Raw genomic sequence first — 16811 nt, forward strand, 5'->3', positions numbered from 1 at the left:
CCCAGGGGTGCCCGTCCTGCCTTTCGGGGGTATCGATGCCTCAGCGGGCGGCGGTCAGGCAGCGGTCCCGGCCGTTGCGCTTGGCCTCCAGCAGGGCCTGGTCGGCGCGCTGCAGCGTGGTCAGGTGGCGCTCGCCGAGGCGGTGCTCGCTGATCCCGGCGCTCAGCGTCACCGATAGCCGCTCCTCGCAGCTGGTGATGGTGACGGCCGACACGCGCTCGCGCAGCCGCTCGACGATGCGGCGTGCCTCGTCGAGCCGGGTCTCCGCCAGCAGCAGGATGAACTCCTCGCCGCCCCAGCGTCCGCACAGGTCGGACTCGCGCAGCACCTCGCGCATGGTAGCGGCGATGGCTACCAGCAGCCGGTCGCCGACGTCGTGGCCATGGCGGTCGTTGATGCTCTTGAAGCGGTCGATGTCCAGCAGGGCCAGGGTATAGGGCCGTCCGGCGGCCTCGAGCTGTCGAAGCCGCTCGTCGATCAGTCGGCGGTTGGCCAGCTGGGTGAGGGGGTCGTGGGTGGAGGCCTGATGGAGCGCCTGGTTGCGCTCGCGCATCATCGCCTGGTAGCCGTCGGAGATGCGCGACAGCTTCTGCTGGCGGCGCAGGCTGCGCTCGTAGCGCTTCTGGGTGACCTGGCGCGCCTCCAGGGCCAGCTGCTGGTAGCGGTCGGAGATGCTGATCAGGCGCTCCAGCTGATGCTGCTGGCTGCGGTATTGGGCGGCGAGGGCCTCCAGCGCCTCGTGAAGGGGGTGGCCGGCATGGTCCGGCTCCGCCAGCAGCGCCTCGACCCGCTCGAGCAGCGCCTGCTCGTCCCGGCGTGTCATGCCGGCGCCGCCGTCGGGGTGATGGCGAAGGGGTAGCTGCAGTCCTCCCGGAACTCGTCGGCCAGCTCGGCGATGCGCTCGTTGCGGGGGTCGTAGCGCCACTCGACGGAGACCTCGCGGCCCTCGCCGTGGGCCTCCTCGAGCAGGTCGAAGATATCCATCATCGCCTTCACCGAGCTGGTGTTGAGGTAGACCAGCGCCAGGGAGAGGTGCAGCGGCCGTGCCTCCTCCTTGAGGTAGCGGCGCACCCAGTCGATCACCTGGTCGAAGAGTTCATAGGAGTTCTCGGGGTAGGAGTCGCCCTGCATCGCCAGCCGGCCTGCCTGCCAGCTGCTCTGGATGGCCGGTGTCGACTGGCTGCCGGGAATGTCGAGGTCTCGCGTCATGGTGATCATGGTACCCCTCAGATGGTAGCGGTCAGGCTAAAGAAACCCTGCCCGTCGGGCAATGCCTGCAGCGAGGCCTGCAGGGGGCGAGAAGTCTTGCGGGCCATGTCCAGCAGCCCCAGGCCGGCGCCGCTGCCGCCCTGGTCCTCGCGGGGGCGACGCAGCTGCTGCTTGTAGGCGGCCTTGAGCTCGGCGCGGTCCAGCGGCCCCAGCGCCTCGACCGTGCGCACCAGTCGCTCGCCGTCGGCCTGCTCGATCAGGTTGCCCGCCGAGATCAGGTAGCGCCCCTCGGCGTCCCTGGCCACCGCCACCGTGGCCGAGGCCTGGGTCTCGTCGTAGCCCTTCCGACGGGCATAGTGGCGAATGTTCTGGGTCATCTCGATGTACACGGAGAACACGTCCATGGCGGCCGACGGGGTCGCCTGCTGGGTGTCCAGGTAGTTGCGCAGCGCCTTGCCGATCTCCTCGATCAGGCTGCGCGAGATGGGGCCGTTGAAGCACAGCATGATGCGGTCTCGCTGGTAGCTCTCGCGCATGCTCAGCAGGTCCATGGGCTCTCCTCAGCGGGTGTCTCCCGTCTCCTCGGGGGGCAGGGGGGAAGCGGCAGCGGGGGCCTCCGGCTCGAGGCGGAAGGCCAGCAGCGTGATGTCGTCGCGCTGGGGAAGCTCCCCCTGATGAGCACGCAGGGCCGTCTCGTAGGCTGCCATCTGCTGCTCGAGGGGCCTGGCGGCCTGGTCCAGCAGCAGCGCCCGGAAGCGGCGGTTGCCGAAGCCGAAACCGTCGCTGCCGCCGGCCTGGTCCAGGAAACCGTCGCTGCACAGGGTATAGGTCCAGCCGGGGCGCAGCGGCGCCACCCGGTTCTCGTAGCGGGCCGGCCGGCGATGGCCCAGGGCGCGGCGGTGGCCGGCCAGAATCTCCAGGCGCTCGCCGTCGCTGGCATGCAGGTCGATCTTGGCCCCGGCGTAGGTCAGTGTCCCGGCGGCGGGATCGACCCACGCCAGGCCGATGTCCATGCTGGTGGCGATGGAGGCGGGCAGCTGCTCCCGGGGCAGCAGCGTCCGGCCCTGGCGGTCGATCTCGCCGAGCAGGGCGGCCGGGTCCTGGGCGCCCTCCTGGGCGAGGGCGTGGTCGATGATGGCGCGGGCGAGCATGGTCATCATGGCCCCCGGCACGCCGTGCCCGGCGCAGTCCACGATGCCCAGCAGGTAGCCGCGCGCGGTGGCGCGGAAGACATAGAAGTCGCCGCCCACCACGTCGCGGGGCTTCCAGAGCACCGCGTAGCGATGGCGCAGGTGCTGCTCGAGGGCGTCGTCGGGCAGGATCGCCTGCTGGATGATGCTGGCGTACTGGATGGAGGCCTCGAGCTGGCGGTGGGCCGACAGCATCTGCGCATGGGCCTCCTCCAGGGCCTGGGTGCGCTGGCGGACCTGCCCCTCGAGGTCGCGGGTGTAGTGCTCCACCCGGCGCGCCATGTGGGAGAAGGAGCGCGACAGCTCGCCGATCTCGTCACGCCGTTCGGTGGGCAGTCGCGAGCGGTAGTGCCCGTCGGCGATGGCCTGGGCGGAGCGCTTCAGGTGGCGCAGCGGGGCGAGGATCAGGCGATGGGTGCTGTAGGCGAAGCTGGCCATGAGCAGCGCCAGCAGCAGGCCGAAGGCCAGCACCAGGGGCCAGAGCCAGCGCCCCTCGAGGAGCGGGGCGGCCTGAAGGTCCAGGGCCGTGACCAGCAGCCACTGGAGTTCCGGCAGGTAACCCACGCTCATCAGCCGCGGGGCCCCCTCCAGCTCGGCCTCCAGGGAGACCACGGTGCCGGGACGGCGCATGGCATCGTGCATGGCCCGGCGCAGCGGCTCCCGGTCGCTCTCGCCGACCAGGGCCTGGATCCGCTGTCCGGCGCCCGCCTCCTGGGGATTGCGACCCGAATCGAGGGCGATACGGGCGCTGTCGGGATGGACCTTGAGGGCGCCACGGCCGTCGACCAGCATCGGGGTCATGCCGGGCGGTGGGCTGCCGAGGAAGCGCCGGGTGAACTGCTGCAGGTCGATGCCGCCTCCGGCCAGCCCCAGCAGGTCGCCGTTGTCCATCACCTTGACGTTGATCCAGACCATGGCCCGGTCGAGGGCCCGGTCGGTGCCGACGTTGATGTCGTAGGTGGAGGTGCTGCCCATGGTAGCGAAGTACCAGGCATCGTCGGGGGCCTCCGGCGAGAGGCGATAGCGGGGGTCCGCCCCGTTGTCCCGGGAGCCGTCGCCGAGGTAGTAGTCCCCGGAGGCATGATCGACGACGAAGTAGGCGCGGCTGGCGAAGTGCTGGCGGAAGCCCTCGGCCTCGGCGAGGAATCGTGCCTGGCGCGCCGGGTCGTCCGGTGCGCGCAGCCAATCCCGGGTCACCACCGAGTCGGCGAAGCGCCGGGAGAGGGCGAGCTCCCGTGTCACGGGCGCGGTCACTCGCTGCATCTGCAGCAGGGTGTACTGCTCGGCGTAGGCACCGGCGAAGTGGTCGCGTACCTCGGCGACCGCCTTCCAGCCGATCAGCGCGGCCGGAATCAGTGCCAGCAGGCAGGCCAGCAGCAGGAAGCTGACCGATTTTCCGCGCAGGCCGAGTCGTGCTGCCATGGCATCCGGGTCCCGTGGAGGCTGGGTTGCATGACCCCCAACCTTGTCACAATGCGTCACAAAGGGCGATGGCCTGGCCGCCGGACGCCTCAACGCAGCCGACATTGCCGACTTCGCCTCCATGCCGAGTAAGCCGATCTCCTACACGGGATGGCGGCGAGAGCGACTTGATGCCCGAGTCGATGGGCGACTGGCCCCGATTGACCGGGTCACAACGAGCCGGCCCCGGTGGGGTCTCCACCGGGGCCGGCTCGTTGTCGCGTGGTCCTGGGGCGACGCCCTCGCCGTCACTCGGTGGGGCGCCCCACCAGCGAGCGGGTCTCCTCGCGGGCCTCGGTCAGCGCCACGCGGATATGGTCGCCGAGCTTGAAGCGCTCCTCGCCCTCCACCTGGATGCGCCCCTCCTTGTCGTCGATCACCACCTTGTCGCGGTCGCTGTGCATCAGCGGGGCGGGGATGAAGGCGGTGGCGCCGTTGGCGGTCAGGCGCACCCGCATGCCGCCCCGGTTGATGGCGATGATCTCGGCGTCGAAGGACTCCTGGGCCTCGGCGGCCGGGCTCAGGTAGCGCACGTAGAGCCAGTCCTTGACGTCGCGCTCGGCCATGCGGTTGAGCCGGCGACGTTCGGTGAGCTGCTCGGTGAGCTCGAGGCTGGCCTCGGCCGGCGCCTGCTCGCCCTTGAGGACCCGCTTGATCAGGCGGTGGTTGACCATGTCGCCGTACTTGCGGATCGGCGAGGTCCAGGTGGCGTAGGCCGGCAGGCCGAGGCCGAAGTGGGGGCCGGGCCGGGCCGACATGCTGGTGAAGCCCTGGAATCGGCGCAGGCGCACGTCCAGCCAGGCGTCGTCGCGGCCCTCGAGCTCACGCTTCAGCTCGGTGTAGCGGGACAGCTCGGTGAGCTGCTCGCGCTCCACCTGGATGTCCTGGCTGGCGAGGAACTCCTGGGCCGCCTCGGCCTTCTCGGGCTCGAAGGCGCGATGCACGTTGAAGATGCCGTGGCCCACGTGCCTGGCGAGCAGGTCGGCGCAGCAGGCGTTGGCCGCGATCATCGACTCCTCGATCATGCGGTTGGCGATGCGCCGCTCCTCGGTGCGGATGTCCAGCACGTTGCCGGCCTCGTCCAGGTCGAAGACGTAGTCGGGACGGTCCTTGAACACCAGCGCATGCTCGGCGCGCCAGGCGCTGCGGGCCTCGGTGAGGTCACGCAGGGCCTTGAGCTGCCCTGCGATCGCCTCGTCCGGGGCCCAGTCGCCCTGGCCCTCCAGCCAGTCGGAGACGCGGTCATAGGCCAGCTTGGCGTGGGACTGCGCGGTGGCCGCGAAGAAACGGTAGTCGCCCAGGCTGCCGTCGGCGTGCACGGTGAGGGTGCAGGCCAGCACCGGGCGCTCCTTGTCCTCCCACAGCGAGCAGAGGTCGTCGGCCAGTTGCTCGGGCAGCATGGTGACGTTCTGGCCCGGCAGGTAGACGGTGAAAGCCCGGGTGCGCGCCTCCAGGTCCGCCGCGTGGCCCTCCTCGACGTAGGCGGTGGGGTCGGCGATGGCCACGCTCAGGTCCCAGCCGCCATCCTCGCGGGGAACGATGCGCAGGGCATCGTCCATGTCGCGGGTCTTCTCGCTATCGATGGTGAAGAAGGGCTCGGCGGTGAGGTCCTCGCGGGTGAGGCCCTCGTCGAGCAGCGGCCAGTCGTCGCCGGCATCCGGGCACTCCTGCTCCAGAGCGTGGCGGGCCAGGGTCACCCGCCACGGCACGGCGGGGTCGTCGGCCTTGGCCACCAGCTCGTCGATCTGGGTGAAGAAGGCGCGGTCATCGGGCTTGAGGGGATGACGCACCAGGCGGGCCACTACCCAGTCGCCGTCGGCGATGCTCGCCTCGTCCAGGCTGCGCTTGATGCGCGCCTTCAGGACATTCTTGATCGAGGGGTGGTCGGGCACCACGGCGAGACGCCCGTCGCGGAGCTGGACGCGAGCGATGAAGCGCGACAGCCCGGTTTCGATCAGGGTGTCGGGCTCGGCGCTCTTCTTGTCGCCCTCCTCGTGGACGACCGCCTGGACACGATCGCCGTGCAGCACCTGCTTCATCGCGGGGGGCGGCACGAAATAGGAGTCGCCCTCGTCGGTCTCGAGGAAGCCGAAGGCCTTCTGGGTGGCCTTGATCACCCCCTCGACGCGGGGCGTGGTCTCGCGGATCTGTTGCTTGAGCTGGGCAAGCAGGGCGTTGTTCTGCAGCATGGTCACGATCGGGTGGCGGGAGTAGGGGGCCACTATACGGATTCCCTGGCCCGGGGCCAAACGCCGGGCGTGCGCCTCATGGGGAATCAGCGGCTTGCGTCGGGATGGTTCGCCGACGCTGGTGCCGGGCGCCGGGTCATCCGGGCGCGCCGGCCGTGCCGGAACGCCGACGGCGCCCCTCGGGGCGCCGTCGGTGGGTGGGCGGGGCGGGGGTCAGCGCACGGTGATGACGGTGCACTCGGCGGTGTGAGCCACCTTGTGAGAGACGCTGCCGACCACGAAGCCCTGCAGGTCGCTGAGCCCGCGGCTGCCCATGACGATGGCGTCCACGCCACGGCGGCGTGACTCGCTGAGGATGGTGCGGGCCGGGTCGCCCTGGCCGATCACCGTCTCGATGCTGGTGGCCCCCTGCTCGCGGGCGGCCTCGGCGGCACGGCTCATCACCTGCTTGCCGGCTTCCTCGCGCTCCTCGCGGGAGGCCTCGATGGCGATGGCGCCGATGCCCCAGACCAGGGTGGTCTCGTGGGCGAGCTCCTCGGGGATGTGCACCAGATGCAGGATGCAGCCCTCCTCCTGGCGAGCCAGCTGGCAGGCCACGGAGAGGGCCTTCTGGGCGTGCTCGGAGCCGTCGACGGGGACCAGGATGGACTTGAACATGGCGAACTTCCTCGATGGGTTGGATGGACGATGCCTTGATCCTAGCGCTTCGGGGACGGGCTGTCATGACCCCGGTCAAGTCACCGCGGGGCTCAGCGCCGCGCGTCCGGTGAGTCGCGGGCCTCCAGCCGACGCAGCTGCTGCCAGAGTTCGCTGCGCAGATCGCTCATGCGCGGGGCCTCCTGCGTCGTGAAGGGCAGCGGGCGGGTCAGTCGCTGGGTGCGCAGCCCCAGTCGGGCGCTGAGCAGGCCGATGCCCAGCCCCTGGCCGGCGCGCGCCGAGATCCGGCCGGCCAGGTTCAGGGAGAGCATATCCATGCCCGCCTCGCCGGCCATCTCGGTGGCCCCGGCGAAGGCCATCTGGTAGAGCACGCTGCGCAGCAGCCGGAGCCTTCCGGCATAGCCCAGCTCCAGGCCGTAGAGTCGACAGAGGCGGTCGATCATCGCCAGGCTGCGCCAGGCCACCAGGGCCATGTCCACCAGGGTCAGGGGGCTGACCGCCACCATCACCGCCGTCTCGCCGGACATCCGCGAGATCAGTCGTCGCGCCTCCCGGTCGCGGGGGGCGAGCAGGTGGTGGTCCAGCAGCAGCTGGATGTCGCGCCCGTCGTGGTGGGCCTGCCGGGCGGCGACGAACCCCTGCCAGTGGGGGTGATCCTCGTCCATCCCCAGCCCCTCTCGCAGGGCCTCGGCGGACGCCATGGCCGCCCGGGTCTCGGCGTCGGGCAGCGCCGCCAGCCGCTCGCGCAGCCGCTCATGGCGACGCAACCGCCGCAGCCGCCACAGTTCGCGCAGCAGGGCACGCCCCCCCAGGCCGAGGGCGAGCAGCAGCAGCAGGCTCCAGGCGCCCGCCAGCCAGTCGCCGCCCAGGCTCGCTGCCTGCAGGGTCAGGCCGGCCTCCAGGGCCCCCAGCCCCAGGCTGCCACCGAGCAGCGCCAGCAGCCCCCAGCGCCGTCGCCGGGGAGGGGCCAGGCAGGCCTCCAGGGCATCCGCCGCGGCCTGGTCGTCCGGGCTCGACAGCGCCTGGCTGGGCAGGTCGGCGTCGAAGGGCTCGGCGGGACGCGGGTCATCCGCCCGGGGCCGGTCGTGAGGGGGCTCCTCCAGGGTGAAGCGCCGCCCGGGGCGCGGATCGCGGGGCTCGGTCATATCAGCTTGTCTCCGATCAGCCAGTCCAGGGCGGCGTCCAGGCGGATATGGGGCAGGGCGCCGCCCTCCAGGGGCAGCGGTCGGAAGGCCGGGAAGTCGAACCCCTGGCGGGCCCAGAAGTCGGCATCGGGCAGCCGGTCGGGCACCTCGCCGGGAAACAGCAGCAGCGACTCCCCGGCCAGGGAGGTGCCGCGCAGCGCCGGGGTTCTCTGCCCGCGGTGCTCCACCTCCCGCGCCTCGCTGGCCCGGATCGACGCCAGCGACAGGGCACGCACCGGGACATTGGCGAAGCGCAGGTCCTTGAGAGGGTCGGCGAGCAGCGCCTCGAGCAGCCCGACCAGCCGCCCATGCTGCTCCGGGGTGACGTGGTCGGCCTTGGTGGCGGCGATGGCCAGGCGATCGATGCGCGGGGCGAACAGCCGTGACAGCAGGCTGCGCTGGCCGTAGTCGAAGCTCTGCATCAGCGTGGCCAGGGCCCGGGAGAGGTCCTGGAAACGCTCCGGCCCGGCATTCAGGGCGCCGAGCAGGTCCACCAGCACGATCTGGCGGTCGAAGCGGCGGAAGTGCTCCCGGTAGAACGGCTTGACGATATGCTGCTGGTAGTACTGGAAGCGCCGCGCCAGGGTCGCGTAGTTGCTCTCCGGCGGCAGACGCTCGCGTTCGGCCGGATCGAGCCGCGACAGGCCGGGGAGCGGAAAGAACTGCAGGACCGGCGCGCCGGCCAGCTCGCCGGGCAGCAGGAAGCGTCCCGGCTGCAGGTCGGCGAAGCCCGCCTCCCGCGCGGCGCGCAGCCCCCCGGCATACCGCTCGGCGATGGCCGCCAGCTGGGCCTCGTCGGCCTCGGCGGCGGGGTCCAGGGCCTCCACCGCGGCATGCCAGTCGGCGAACAGCGAGCGCCGCTCGGTGCCGGTCAGCGCCTGCTGGGCCTGGCACCAGCCGGGATAGTCGTGCGCCAGCAGCGGCAGGTCGAGCAGCCACTCGCCGGGGTAGTCGAAGAGGTCGAGGGTCAGCTGGCGGGTGTCGCTGCCCATCAGGCCACGCCGGGACGGGCGATAGCGGATCGCCAGGCGCAGTTCGCTGATGCCGCGGGTCGGCGCCGGCCAGCGCGGGGGTGTCTCCTCCAGGGCGGCCATGGCCTGGTCGTAGGGAAAGCGCGGCACGCCCAGGTCCTGCTGGTTGACCCGGCGGGCGCCGAGCAGGCGCCCCTCCCGGGCCGCCGGCAGCAGGTCGAGCCTGGCCTCCAGGCCAGCATGGCGCAGCTGGTTGACCAGCGAGGTGAGGAAGGCGGTCTTGCCCGAGCGCGACAGGCCGGTGACCGCCAGCCGCAGCTGGCGGTCGCGGCCACGCTCGAGCAGGTCATGGAGTTCGCGGGCCAGGGGCTGGCGCATGGTCTGGTTTCCGTGGCGGCTCAGGGAGCGGGCGTGGCGATCAGCGGGTAGAGCACCGGCGAGGCGGCGATCAGGAAGCCCAGGCCGGCCAGCAGGTAGCCGGGCACGCGGTGACGGGTGCGGTGGGCCAGGGTGAGGCCGCCGATGCAGACCACCAGGCCGACCAGGTTGAAGGTGAAGGTGGCCATCTCCAGGAAGTGCTGGGGAGACATGCAGGCTCCTCGGGTTGCCGTGTGGTGCCGGGAATGGTATCAGGAGTCGTGGTGCCACCGAAGCGTCCCGAGTGAGGAGGAGCGACATGGCGAGACTGCCCGCGGTGGACGAGGTGATCGGCTTCTGGTTCGGCGAGCTCGAGCCGGCCCAGTGGTTCCGCAAGGACCCGGCCCTCGATGCCGAGATCGCGGCGCGCTTCGCTGCCCTGCTGGAGGCCGCGGGGCGTGGCGAGCTGTGGTCATGGCGGCTCTCGGCCCGGGGACGCCTGGCCGAGGTGATTGTGCTCGACCAGTTCTCGCGCAATATCCATCGCGACACGCCGCTGGCCTTCGCCCGGGATCCGGTGGCGCTGGTGCTGGCCCAGGAAGCGGTGGCCCACCGCATCGACCGCCACCTGGACGTCGCCTGGCGCGCCTTCCTCTATATGCCCTGGATGCACAGCGAGTCGCTGGCCATCCACGACGAGGCGCTGGGCCTGTTCGACCAGCCGGGGCTGGAGGAGAGCCTGCGCTTCGAGCAGCGCCACCGCGACATCATCGCTCGCTTCGGGCGCTACCCGCATCGCAACGCCATCCTGGGGCGACCCTCGACCCCGGAGGAGCTGGCCTTTCTCGAGCAGCCGGGCTCCTCGTTCTAGGAAACCCATCTCACAAGGAGCACCACATGGGACTGATTGCCTGGTTGATCATCGGCGGCCTGGCGGGCTGGATCGCCGGCCATATCATGCGCGGGGGTGGCTTCGGCATCCTCGGCAACATCGGCGTGGGGGTCGTGGGTGCGGTGATCGGCGGCTTCCTGTTCAGCCTGCTGGGGCTGCAGGCTGGCGGCTTCATCGGCTCCCTGGTCACCGCCATCGTCGGCGCCGTGGTGCTGCTCTGGGTGATCGCCAAGGTCAGGAAGGCCTGACGCCCATCCCCGCCCTGCCTCGACGGCGCCCGGCCTCGGCCGGGCGCCGTCGTTTTCGTCAGGGGGCGGCGGAGCGTGGCAGGATGCGCCGGTAGCGATCCAGCATCCGGTCGAGCCAGGCGCCGGAAGGGGCACCCTCCACGGGAGGCGAGGGCACCCCTACCTCGAGCAGGAAGATCCCGTTTCGGTCTGCGGTCTCGGTGCCGGGGGCGGGCAGGCGGTGGGCCAGCGCCTCGGGCAGCCCGCCGGGGCGCCGCCAGGTCAGCCGCAGGGCCTGCTGGTCCAGCAGGTACTGGAAGCGCGCCGTATCGGTGAGCACCGCGGCGGCCCCGTGCACCAGCCCCTGGGAGAGGCTCTCCAGGGTGCGGTAGCGCGGGGCGCCGGCGGCCCGGCAGGCATGGATGCCCGCGACGAAGCAGCGCTCCCGCTCCGCCGGGTCTTCAGGCCACTTGCCGCCGGCGAGCCGTGCCGGGGTGGCGACGAAGGACAGGGTGACGGTCACCGCCGGGGTGCCGTCGGCCAGGCAGGCATCGGTGCGGGTGATCACGCCGCCGCGCAGCGCCTCGCGCAGCCAGCGATAGTCGCAGGCCTGCTGCACGGTGGCCTGGGCATCCTTGAGGGAGTGGTGGGCGCCCTGCAGGGAGCGCAGCAGGGAGAGGGTTCTGAGTATCACGGTGTCGCCTCGCGGTGAACGCCGCCATCTTCCCGGCTGACTACCTCGATGGCAAGGCCCCAACGAACACCGCCCGGCGCAGGGCCGGGCGGTGAGGTCGCGCTGGCGAGCCGTCGATCAGGCGGTGGCGGTCTGCCCCACCAGCTCCTTGAGGGATTCCTCGACGATGGCCAGGCCCTCTTCCAGCACCTCGTCCTCGATGGTGACGGGCATCAGGAAGCGGATGGTGTTGCCGTAGAGGCCGCAGGAGAGCAGGATCAGGCCCTTCTCGCGGGCCCGCTTGCACAGCGCCGCTGCCAGGTCGGCATTCGGGGTGTGCTTGGCCTTGTCGGAGACGAGGTCCACCGCGGCCATGGCCCCCATGTTGCGGGCGTTGTCCACGCAGTCGAACTCCTGCTCCCACTGGGCGAAGCGCTTGGCCAGCTTGTCACCCAGCGCCTGGCTCTTCTCGAGGATGTTCTCCTTCTCGAAGACCTCCAGCACGGCCAGGGTGGCGGCGCAGGAGACCGGGCTGCCGGTGTAGGTGCCGCCCAGGGAGTTGGGGCCGGAGGCGTCCATGTGGACGTCGGTGCCCACCACCGCGGAGATCGGCATGCCGTCGGCCATGCTCTTGGCCATGGTGATGATGTCCGGCTCGACGCCGCTGTGCTCGATGGCGAACATCTTGCCGGTGCGGCCGAAGCCGGACTGCACCTCGTCGATGATCATCAGCATGCCGTGCTCGTCGCAGATCTCGCGGATCGCCTTGAGGAAGCTGGTCGGCGCCGGGTAGAAGCCGCCCTCGCCGAGCACCGGCTCGAGCACGATGGCCGCGGTGTCGCGGGGGTTGGCGTCGGTCTTGAGCGCCATCTTCAGGCCGCGCAGGGCCTCGTCCTCGCTGACGCCGTGGTAGGGCACCGGGTAGGGGGCGCGGAACACGTTGCCCGGCATGCTGCCGAAGTCGGCGGCGTAGGGGGCGACCTTGCCGTTCATGGCCATGGTCATGAAGGTCCGGCCGTGATAGCCGCCGTCGAAGCAGATCACGTTGTTCTTGCCGGTGGCGGCGCGGGCGACCTTGACGGCATTCTCCAGGGCCTCGGCGCCGGAGTTGGCCAGCATCACCTTGGCATGGCCGCGCACCGGGGTGATCTTGCTCAGCTGCTCGGCCACCTTCACGTAGCCCTCGTAGGGCATCACGGTCTGGCAGGTGTGCATGACGCGGTCGAGCTGCGCCTTGACGGCCTCGACCACCTTCGGGTGGCGATGGCCGATGTTGAGCACGCCGATGCCGCCGGCGAAGTCGATGATGCGGTTGCCATCGGCATCCCAGACGAGGGCGTTCTCGGCGCGGTCGGCGAACTGGGTCGCCGGGCTGGCCGCGCCGTTGGCGACATAGCGCTGCTTGAGTTCGTTGAGTTCTGCGTTGTTCATGATGCCTCCTGGTGGAAAGTGCGTAGCGGGCGATCAGAGTCCGCCGACACAGACGTATTTTAGTTCAGTGTACTCATCCAGGCCGTGGCGCGAACCCTCGCGGCCCAGCCCCGACTCCTTGACGCCGCCGAAGGGGGCCAGCTCGGTGGAGAGGATCCCCTCGTTCACTGCCACCATGCCATACTCCAGCCCCTCCATGACATGCCAGATGCGACGGTAGTCGCGGGCATAGAAGTAGGCGGCCAGGCCGAACTCGGTGGCGTTGGCCATGGCGATGGCCTGCTCGTCGGTCTCGAAGCGGAACACCGGGGCCAGGGGGCCAAAGGTCTCCTCGCGAGCGACCCGCATCTCCTCGGTGACATCGGCAATCACCGTCGGTTCGAAGAAGGTGCCGCCCAGGGCGTGGGGCTTGCCGCCGGTGACCAGGCGACCGCCCTTGGCCAGGGCATCGGCGATGTGCGCCTCGACCTTCTCGATCGCGGCCGGGTTGATCAGCGGGCCCTGGACCACGTCCTCCTCGAGGCCGCTGCCGACCTTGAGCTCGGCGACGCGGGCGGCCAGCTTCTCGACGAAGGCGTCATGGACGCCGGCCTGCACCAGCAGGCGGTTGGTGCAGACGCAGGTCTGGCCGGAGTTGCGGTACTTGGAGGCCACGGCGCCCTCCACGGCGGCATCCAGGTCGGCGTCGTCGAAGACGATGAAGGGGGCGTTGCCGCCCAGCTCCATGGAGGCCTTCTTCACGGTACCGGCGCACTGGGCGAGCAGCCTCTTGCCCACCGGGGTGGAGCCGGTGAAGGAGATCTTGCGCACCCGCGGGTCGGTGGTCAGCACCTCGCCGATCTCGGCCGGGCGGCTGGCGGTGACCACGTTGATCACCCCGGCGGGGAAGCCGGCCAGCTCGGCCAGGCGCGCCACCGCCAGGGCGGTGAGCGGGGTGGCCTCGGCGGGCTTGATCACCACCGGGCAGCCGGCGGCCAGCGCCGGGGCGCACTTGCGGGTGATCATCGCCAGCGGGAAGTTCCAGGGGGTGATCGCCGCCACCACGCCGATCGGTTCGCGGAACACCAGGATGCGCTTGTCGACGCCGTGGCTCGGCAGGGTCTCGCCGGCCACCCGCTTGGCCTCCTCGGCGTAGAACTCCAAGAAGGAGGCGCCGTAGGCCACCTCGCCGCGGGACTCGGCCAGCGGCTTGCCCTGCTCCAGGGTCATCAGCCGGGCCAGTGCCTCCTGGTGGGCCATGAGCGCGTCGTACCAGGCGCGCAGCAGGTTGGCGCGCTCCTTGGCGGTGCGGCGCTTCCAGGCCGGCCAGGCGGCCTCGGCGGCGGCCACAGCCTCCCGGGCGTCAGCGGCGCCGAGGTCCGGCACCTCGGCCAGGGTTTCGCCGCTGGCCGGGTCGGTGACGGCGAAGCGTCGCTCGGCATCGCGCCATTCGCCGGCGATGAAGGCCTTGGGGATCAGGATGTCGGGCAGCTCGGCCATGGGTCCTCCGGGGAGTGTTGTCATCATATTTTACGCAGTGTGCATTATTTAAAACGTTCCGCCAAGTCCTCCGGCAGCGCCTTGCCGGCACCGTCCGCGCCGGGAATTCCACCCTCGACCCATCGGCGCCGGCCGCGCTTTCCGCTACACTAGTGCGCCGAATTCTGTCCGGCCTGCGCCTTCGCCCCGTGCGCGGCCGTCCGTCACACCCTGGATGTCGAGGTGAGCCTTGGTCGATCCCCTGAACGCCTGGTGGGCCCAGCAGCTGGTGCTGTGTGACTGGGCCTTTGCGCCCGATCCACTGACCGTCGAGCCGGATGCGGCCGTGGCCCGGCTCGCCGCCCTGGGCGTCGCCGATCGGGGCGAGCTGGGCTGGCGCCTGGTGGAGTCGCACGGCGCCGGTGGCGCCGCGGCGGACCCCGCCCGCCTGCTCGAGGCCCTGGAACTGGTTGCCCTGGCCGGTGCCGCCGGTTGGCTCGCCGAGAGTAGTGCCCGGGAGTGGGCCCACGCCCTGGCCGGCGAGATCAGCGCTCACCATGCCGACCTCGATGCCTGGCTGGTGGCGCTGCGCCGCGCGCGCAGCGCCACCGGCTGGGTGCACGGCGACGACGGCTTCGTCGAGGCCTGCCAGGCGCTCTCGGTGCTGGAGCACGATGGCGAGGGCATCACCTGGGAGCGGCTGGGCGAGTGGCTGGCGATCCATGACCACCCGCCGGTGCTGTGGCCCGACGCCCCCGAGGCGCGGGTCTGGCGACTGCGTGCGGGCTTTGCCCCGGTGGTCGAGCTGCCGGCTCGGGAGAACGACTGGGCCGGCCTCGCCGCCTGGCTCGGCGAGGCGTGGCAGGTCCACGGGCGCGACGACCTGGTGCGCGCGCTGCTGTGGCTGGGGGCCCAGGGCGACCGCCAGGGCTGGGACCTGGATGCCGCGCGGCTGCTGGAGCTGGATGCGGCCGGGCGGGCCGAGTGGATGGAGCGGCTGGAGGGGCCCGACCGGCCCTTCGGCCGGGTGATGCTGGGCTTCGTCGAGCATGGCGAGCCCCTGGAGTGGGCGGCCTGGGACTGGCTGCGCCTGGTCGACCTGGCCTGGGCGGGGGCCTGCCTGGGCTGGCTCGAGGCGCACGAGGCCGCCGACTTCGCCCTGCATGCGGCCGACCTGGTGGAGCACCGCTACAGCGACTGGGCGGCGCTGGCCCGTGCCTACCAGCGCGGCAGGAGCCTGTTCGAGGGACGAAACCTGCTCTCCTCCTTCGACGCCGACTGGAAGCTGCTGCTGCAGTCGCCGGTGAGCCCCTGGCGGCCCGCCCTGCAGGGGCTGATCGACCCGGCCCTGCTGGAGCGCTCCCGCGTCGCCATGCGCCAGTGGCGTCGCGACCCGCGGCACTGGGTGCTGGCGCTGGCGGCGGTGCGCGAGCCCGAGCTGGCCGGCCGCCAGGGCCCTGCCGCCCCCGTGCCGGCGCCGCGCCGCGAGGATGCCCGCCAGTACCTGGCCGAGACCCTCGACCTGCACCCCGACGAGGGGGTGGAAGCGCTCTCGCGCTACTGGCTGCCGGCCCAGGCGCACCACCTCAACCAGCTGGCCGCCGATGCCGCCCATGGCGCCTTGCCGCCGGCCGAGACGCCCTTCGGGGCGCCCGAGCCGGCGGCGCTTGAGGTGCGCGACGGGCTGCGGCGCGGCAGTCGCCATGCGGCCACCGTCCACATGGCCGAGAAGTATGCCTTCTACCTGCAGATGGCCATGGACTGCGAAGGCTTCGAGGCGGAAGGCCTGGCCGCCCTGGCCGATGCGCTGCGCGCCTCGCTGTGCCGCTTCTACCCCGACGCCCGCCGACTGCTGGAGGCCTGGTCCGGGTGGGAGGCGCTGCTGCCCGAGGAGGGCCAGCCCTCGCTGACCGCCGAGATCCGCTGGCACCAGGAGGATCCCGGCAGCCTGTTCCACTGGCTTGACTGGCGCGCCGGCGAGTGGCAGGAGCCCGGGCCCCGGCCGAGCCTCTCGCACTTCACCGCCATGTCGCTGGTCGGTCCCCTCAACAGCCCGGCCTGGAGCCTGCCCCACCCGGAGAGCGCGCGGGAGTGCGTGTCGATTCGCGAGTGGGTCGACGGCCACTACGGGCTCCACTCGGCCGAGGAGCTCGCCGACTTCCTCGACTTCCTGCTCGAGGCCGGGGATCGCCAGGAGTACCAGATCAACTACGCGCCCTACACCCTCAACGAGGGGCGGCTGGCCTCGGAGATCGCCACCCTGGAGAGCGGCGAGTGCAGCGACGAGGAGCGCACCCACCTGCTGCGGCTGCAGCGGGTGCGCGACAACGAGGATGGCTGCAACGACACCGACCTCGCCGCCTGGGACATCGCCCAGGCGGTAGACCTGGCGATCGCCGCCCGCCAGCTGGGCTGGCTGGAGGCCGCGGCCTTCACCGCGATTCTCGAGCGGGCCCACGCCCTGGCGGCCGCCCACTATGCCGGCTGGGAGGAGTATGCCCGGGCCCTGCATGCGGGCTTCTCGTTCTTCATGGGCGAGACCCCGGAGCGCGAGAGCTTCCTGGCCGGCTTCCGCCAGGCGCTGGTCGCCTGGCTCAGTGCGGCGCCGCCGCTGGCCGGCCCCTGGGCCAGCCTGGACTTCCCGGGCGCCCGGCCGCGCCACTGGGCCCCCCTGCACATCGATACCCTGCCGGGGGACTCCCGCCAGCTGCACTGAGCCGAGGGACGCCGGGGGCTCGCCAGCCCCCGGCGGCTGGTTTATAGTCACCGCGTTGCAACACACGGCTCCACCTGTCGGGAGCCATCGCCGGAAGCGAGCCGCCGACAGGCCGCTCTGGCAGTGATACCGGCATGCCCGGCACCACTGCCACAGCGACAATGTTCCAGCGCGGGGTGTCGACACCCCGACCGCG

Annotated in this window: 15 protein-coding genes; 3 read left to right on the forward strand and 12 right to left on the reverse strand. The window is 71.4% G+C overall.

The genetic code is table 11. The features are described 5' to 3' along the window. Positions 1 to 40: 40 nt before the first annotated feature. The 9 genes from siaD to NFC98_RS05275 form a co-directional block, all read right to left on the reverse strand. Positions 41 to 823, reverse strand: coding sequence for a biofilm regulation diguanylate cyclase SiaD (gene siaD / locus NFC98_RS05235; RefSeq protein WP_254277077.1), 783 nt, complete (start codon positions 821 to 823; stop codon positions 41 to 43). Beyond that, a complete protein-coding gene (gene siaC, locus NFC98_RS05240) occupies positions 820 to 1218 on the reverse strand; it encodes a biofilm regulation phosphoprotein SiaC (RefSeq protein ID WP_302055095.1) in 399 nt (132 codons plus the stop codon). Before siaC ends, siaD begins: the two co-directional genes overlap by 4 nt. Before the next feature lie 8 nt (positions 1219 to 1226). Next, positions 1227 to 1760, reverse strand: coding sequence for a biofilm regulation protein kinase SiaB (gene siaB, locus NFC98_RS05245; protein WP_254277078.1), 534 nt, complete (start codon positions 1758 to 1760; stop codon positions 1227 to 1229). A 9-nt stretch (positions 1761 to 1769) separates the two neighbouring features. Beyond that, a complete protein-coding gene (gene siaA, locus NFC98_RS05250) occupies positions 1770 to 3821 on the reverse strand; it encodes a biofilm regulation protein phosphatase SiaA (protein WP_254277079.1) in 2052 nt (683 codons plus the stop codon). 287 nt (positions 3822 to 4108) lie between these two features. Next, positions 4109 to 6049 carry an exoribonuclease II gene (locus NFC98_RS05255; RefSeq protein WP_254277782.1) on the reverse strand — a complete coding sequence of 647 codons (1941 nt, stop codon included), beginning with the start codon at positions 6047 to 6049 and terminating at the stop codon, positions 4109 to 4111. A 213-nt stretch (positions 6050 to 6262) separates the two neighbouring features. Then, positions 6263 to 6706 (reverse strand): universal stress protein, encoded by a 444-nt coding sequence (locus NFC98_RS05260; RefSeq protein WP_254277080.1) that lies wholly within the window; start codon positions 6704 to 6706, stop codon positions 6263 to 6265. A gap of 92 nt (positions 6707 to 6798) precedes the next feature. Beyond that, on the reverse strand, positions 6799 to 7851 hold the full coding sequence (locus NFC98_RS05265) for a YcjF family protein (RefSeq protein ID WP_254277081.1): 1053 nt from the start codon (positions 7849 to 7851) through the stop codon (positions 6799 to 6801). Continuing rightward, positions 7848 to 9239, reverse strand: coding sequence for a YcjX family protein (locus tag NFC98_RS05270; RefSeq protein ID WP_254277082.1), 1392 nt, complete (start codon positions 9237 to 9239; stop codon positions 7848 to 7850). Before NFC98_RS05270 ends, NFC98_RS05265 begins: the two co-directional genes overlap by 4 nt. A 20-nt stretch (positions 9240 to 9259) precedes the next feature. After that, a complete protein-coding gene (locus NFC98_RS05275) occupies positions 9260 to 9451 on the reverse strand; it encodes a hypothetical protein (RefSeq protein ID WP_183330457.1) in 192 nt (63 codons plus the stop codon). 86 nt (positions 9452 to 9537) lie between these two features. On the opposite strand from NFC98_RS05275, the gene NFC98_RS05280 reads away from it, so the two are divergent. After that, entirely contained in the window at positions 9538 to 10089 is a 552-nt protein-coding gene (locus NFC98_RS05280; protein ID WP_254277083.1) for a DUF924 family protein, read from the forward strand. Positions 10090 to 10115: 26 nt separating this feature from the next. After that, positions 10116 to 10358: a GlsB/YeaQ/YmgE family stress response membrane protein gene (locus NFC98_RS05285; RefSeq protein WP_183330459.1), complete on the forward strand. Its 243-nt coding sequence runs from the start codon at positions 10116 to 10118 to the stop codon at positions 10356 to 10358. 58 nt (positions 10359 to 10416) lie between these two features. Here NFC98_RS05285 and NFC98_RS05290 read toward each other — a convergent pair whose 3' ends face one another. The 3 genes from NFC98_RS05290 to NFC98_RS05300 all read right to left on the reverse strand — a co-directional run bounded on the left by NFC98_RS05290 (position 10417) and on the right by NFC98_RS05300 (position 13920). Then, complete coding sequence (locus tag NFC98_RS05290; RefSeq protein WP_254277084.1) at positions 10417 to 11031, reverse strand: hypothetical protein; 615 nt, start codon at positions 11029 to 11031, stop codon at positions 10417 to 10419. Positions 11032 to 11148: 117 nt separating this feature from the next. Further along, positions 11149 to 12441 (reverse strand): 4-aminobutyrate--2-oxoglutarate transaminase, encoded by a 1293-nt coding sequence (gene gabT / locus NFC98_RS05295; protein ID WP_254277085.1) that lies wholly within the window; start codon positions 12439 to 12441, stop codon positions 11149 to 11151. Positions 12442 to 12474: 33 nt separating this feature from the next. Then, a complete protein-coding gene (locus NFC98_RS05300; protein WP_254277086.1) occupies positions 12475 to 13920 on the reverse strand; it encodes an NAD-dependent succinate-semialdehyde dehydrogenase in 1446 nt (481 codons plus the stop codon). Positions 13921 to 14149: 229 nt separating this feature from the next. Here NFC98_RS05300 and NFC98_RS05305 point away from each other — a divergent pair, with 229 nt between their 5' ends. After that, positions 14150 to 16615: a DUF1266 domain-containing protein gene (locus NFC98_RS05305; RefSeq protein ID WP_254277087.1), complete on the forward strand. Its 2466-nt coding sequence runs from the start codon at positions 14150 to 14152 to the stop codon at positions 16613 to 16615. Positions 16616 to 16811: the final 196 nt, after the last annotated feature.

Source organism: Halomonas sp. 3H (genome assembly GCF_024206005.1).
GTDB classification, from domain to species: Bacteria; Pseudomonadota; Gammaproteobacteria; order Pseudomonadales; family Halomonadaceae; genus Halomonas; species Halomonas campaniensis.

What these genes read in the sequence shown, in the direction of transcription:
- siaD (WP_254277077.1), bottom strand. Translation starts at nt 823, where the DNA reads ATGACACGCCGGGACGAGCAGGCGCTGCTCGAGCGGGTCGAGGCGCTG.
- siaC (WP_302055095.1), bottom strand. Translation starts at nt 1,218, where the DNA reads ATGATCACCATGACGCGAGACCTCGACATTCCCGGCAGCCAGTCGACA.
- siaB (WP_254277078.1), bottom strand. Translation starts at nt 1,760, where the DNA reads ATGGACCTGCTGAGCATGCGCGAGAGCTACCAGCGAGACCGCATCATG.
- siaA (WP_254277079.1), bottom strand. Translation starts at nt 3,821, where the DNA reads ATGGCAGCACGACTCGGCCTGCGCGGAAAATCGGTCAGCTTCCTGCTG.
- NFC98_RS05255 (WP_254277782.1), bottom strand. Translation starts at nt 6,049, where the DNA reads ATGCTGCAGAACAACGCCCTGCTTGCCCAGCTCAAGCAACAGATCCGC.
- NFC98_RS05260 (WP_254277080.1), bottom strand. Translation starts at nt 6,706, where the DNA reads ATGTTCAAGTCCATCCTGGTCCCCGTCGACGGCTCCGAGCACGCCCAG.
- NFC98_RS05265 (WP_254277081.1), bottom strand. Translation starts at nt 7,851, where the DNA reads ATGACCGAGCCCCGCGATCCGCGCCCCGGGCGGCGCTTCACCCTGGAG.
- NFC98_RS05270 (WP_254277082.1), bottom strand. Translation starts at nt 9,239, where the DNA reads ATGCGCCAGCCCCTGGCCCGCGAACTCCATGACCTGCTCGAGCGTGGC.
- NFC98_RS05275 (WP_183330457.1), bottom strand. Translation starts at nt 9,451, where the DNA reads ATGTCTCCCCAGCACTTCCTGGAGATGGCCACCTTCACCTTCAACCTG.
- NFC98_RS05280 (WP_254277083.1), top strand. Translation starts at nt 9,538, where the DNA reads ATGGCGAGACTGCCCGCGGTGGACGAGGTGATCGGCTTCTGGTTCGGC.
- NFC98_RS05285 (WP_183330459.1), top strand. Translation starts at nt 10,116, where the DNA reads ATGGGACTGATTGCCTGGTTGATCATCGGCGGCCTGGCGGGCTGGATC.
- gabT (WP_254277085.1), bottom strand. Translation starts at nt 12,441, where the DNA reads ATGAACAACGCAGAACTCAACGAACTCAAGCAGCGCTATGTCGCCAAC.
- NFC98_RS05300 (WP_254277086.1), bottom strand. Translation starts at nt 13,920, where the DNA reads ATGGCCGAGCTGCCCGACATCCTGATCCCCAAGGCCTTCATCGCCGGC.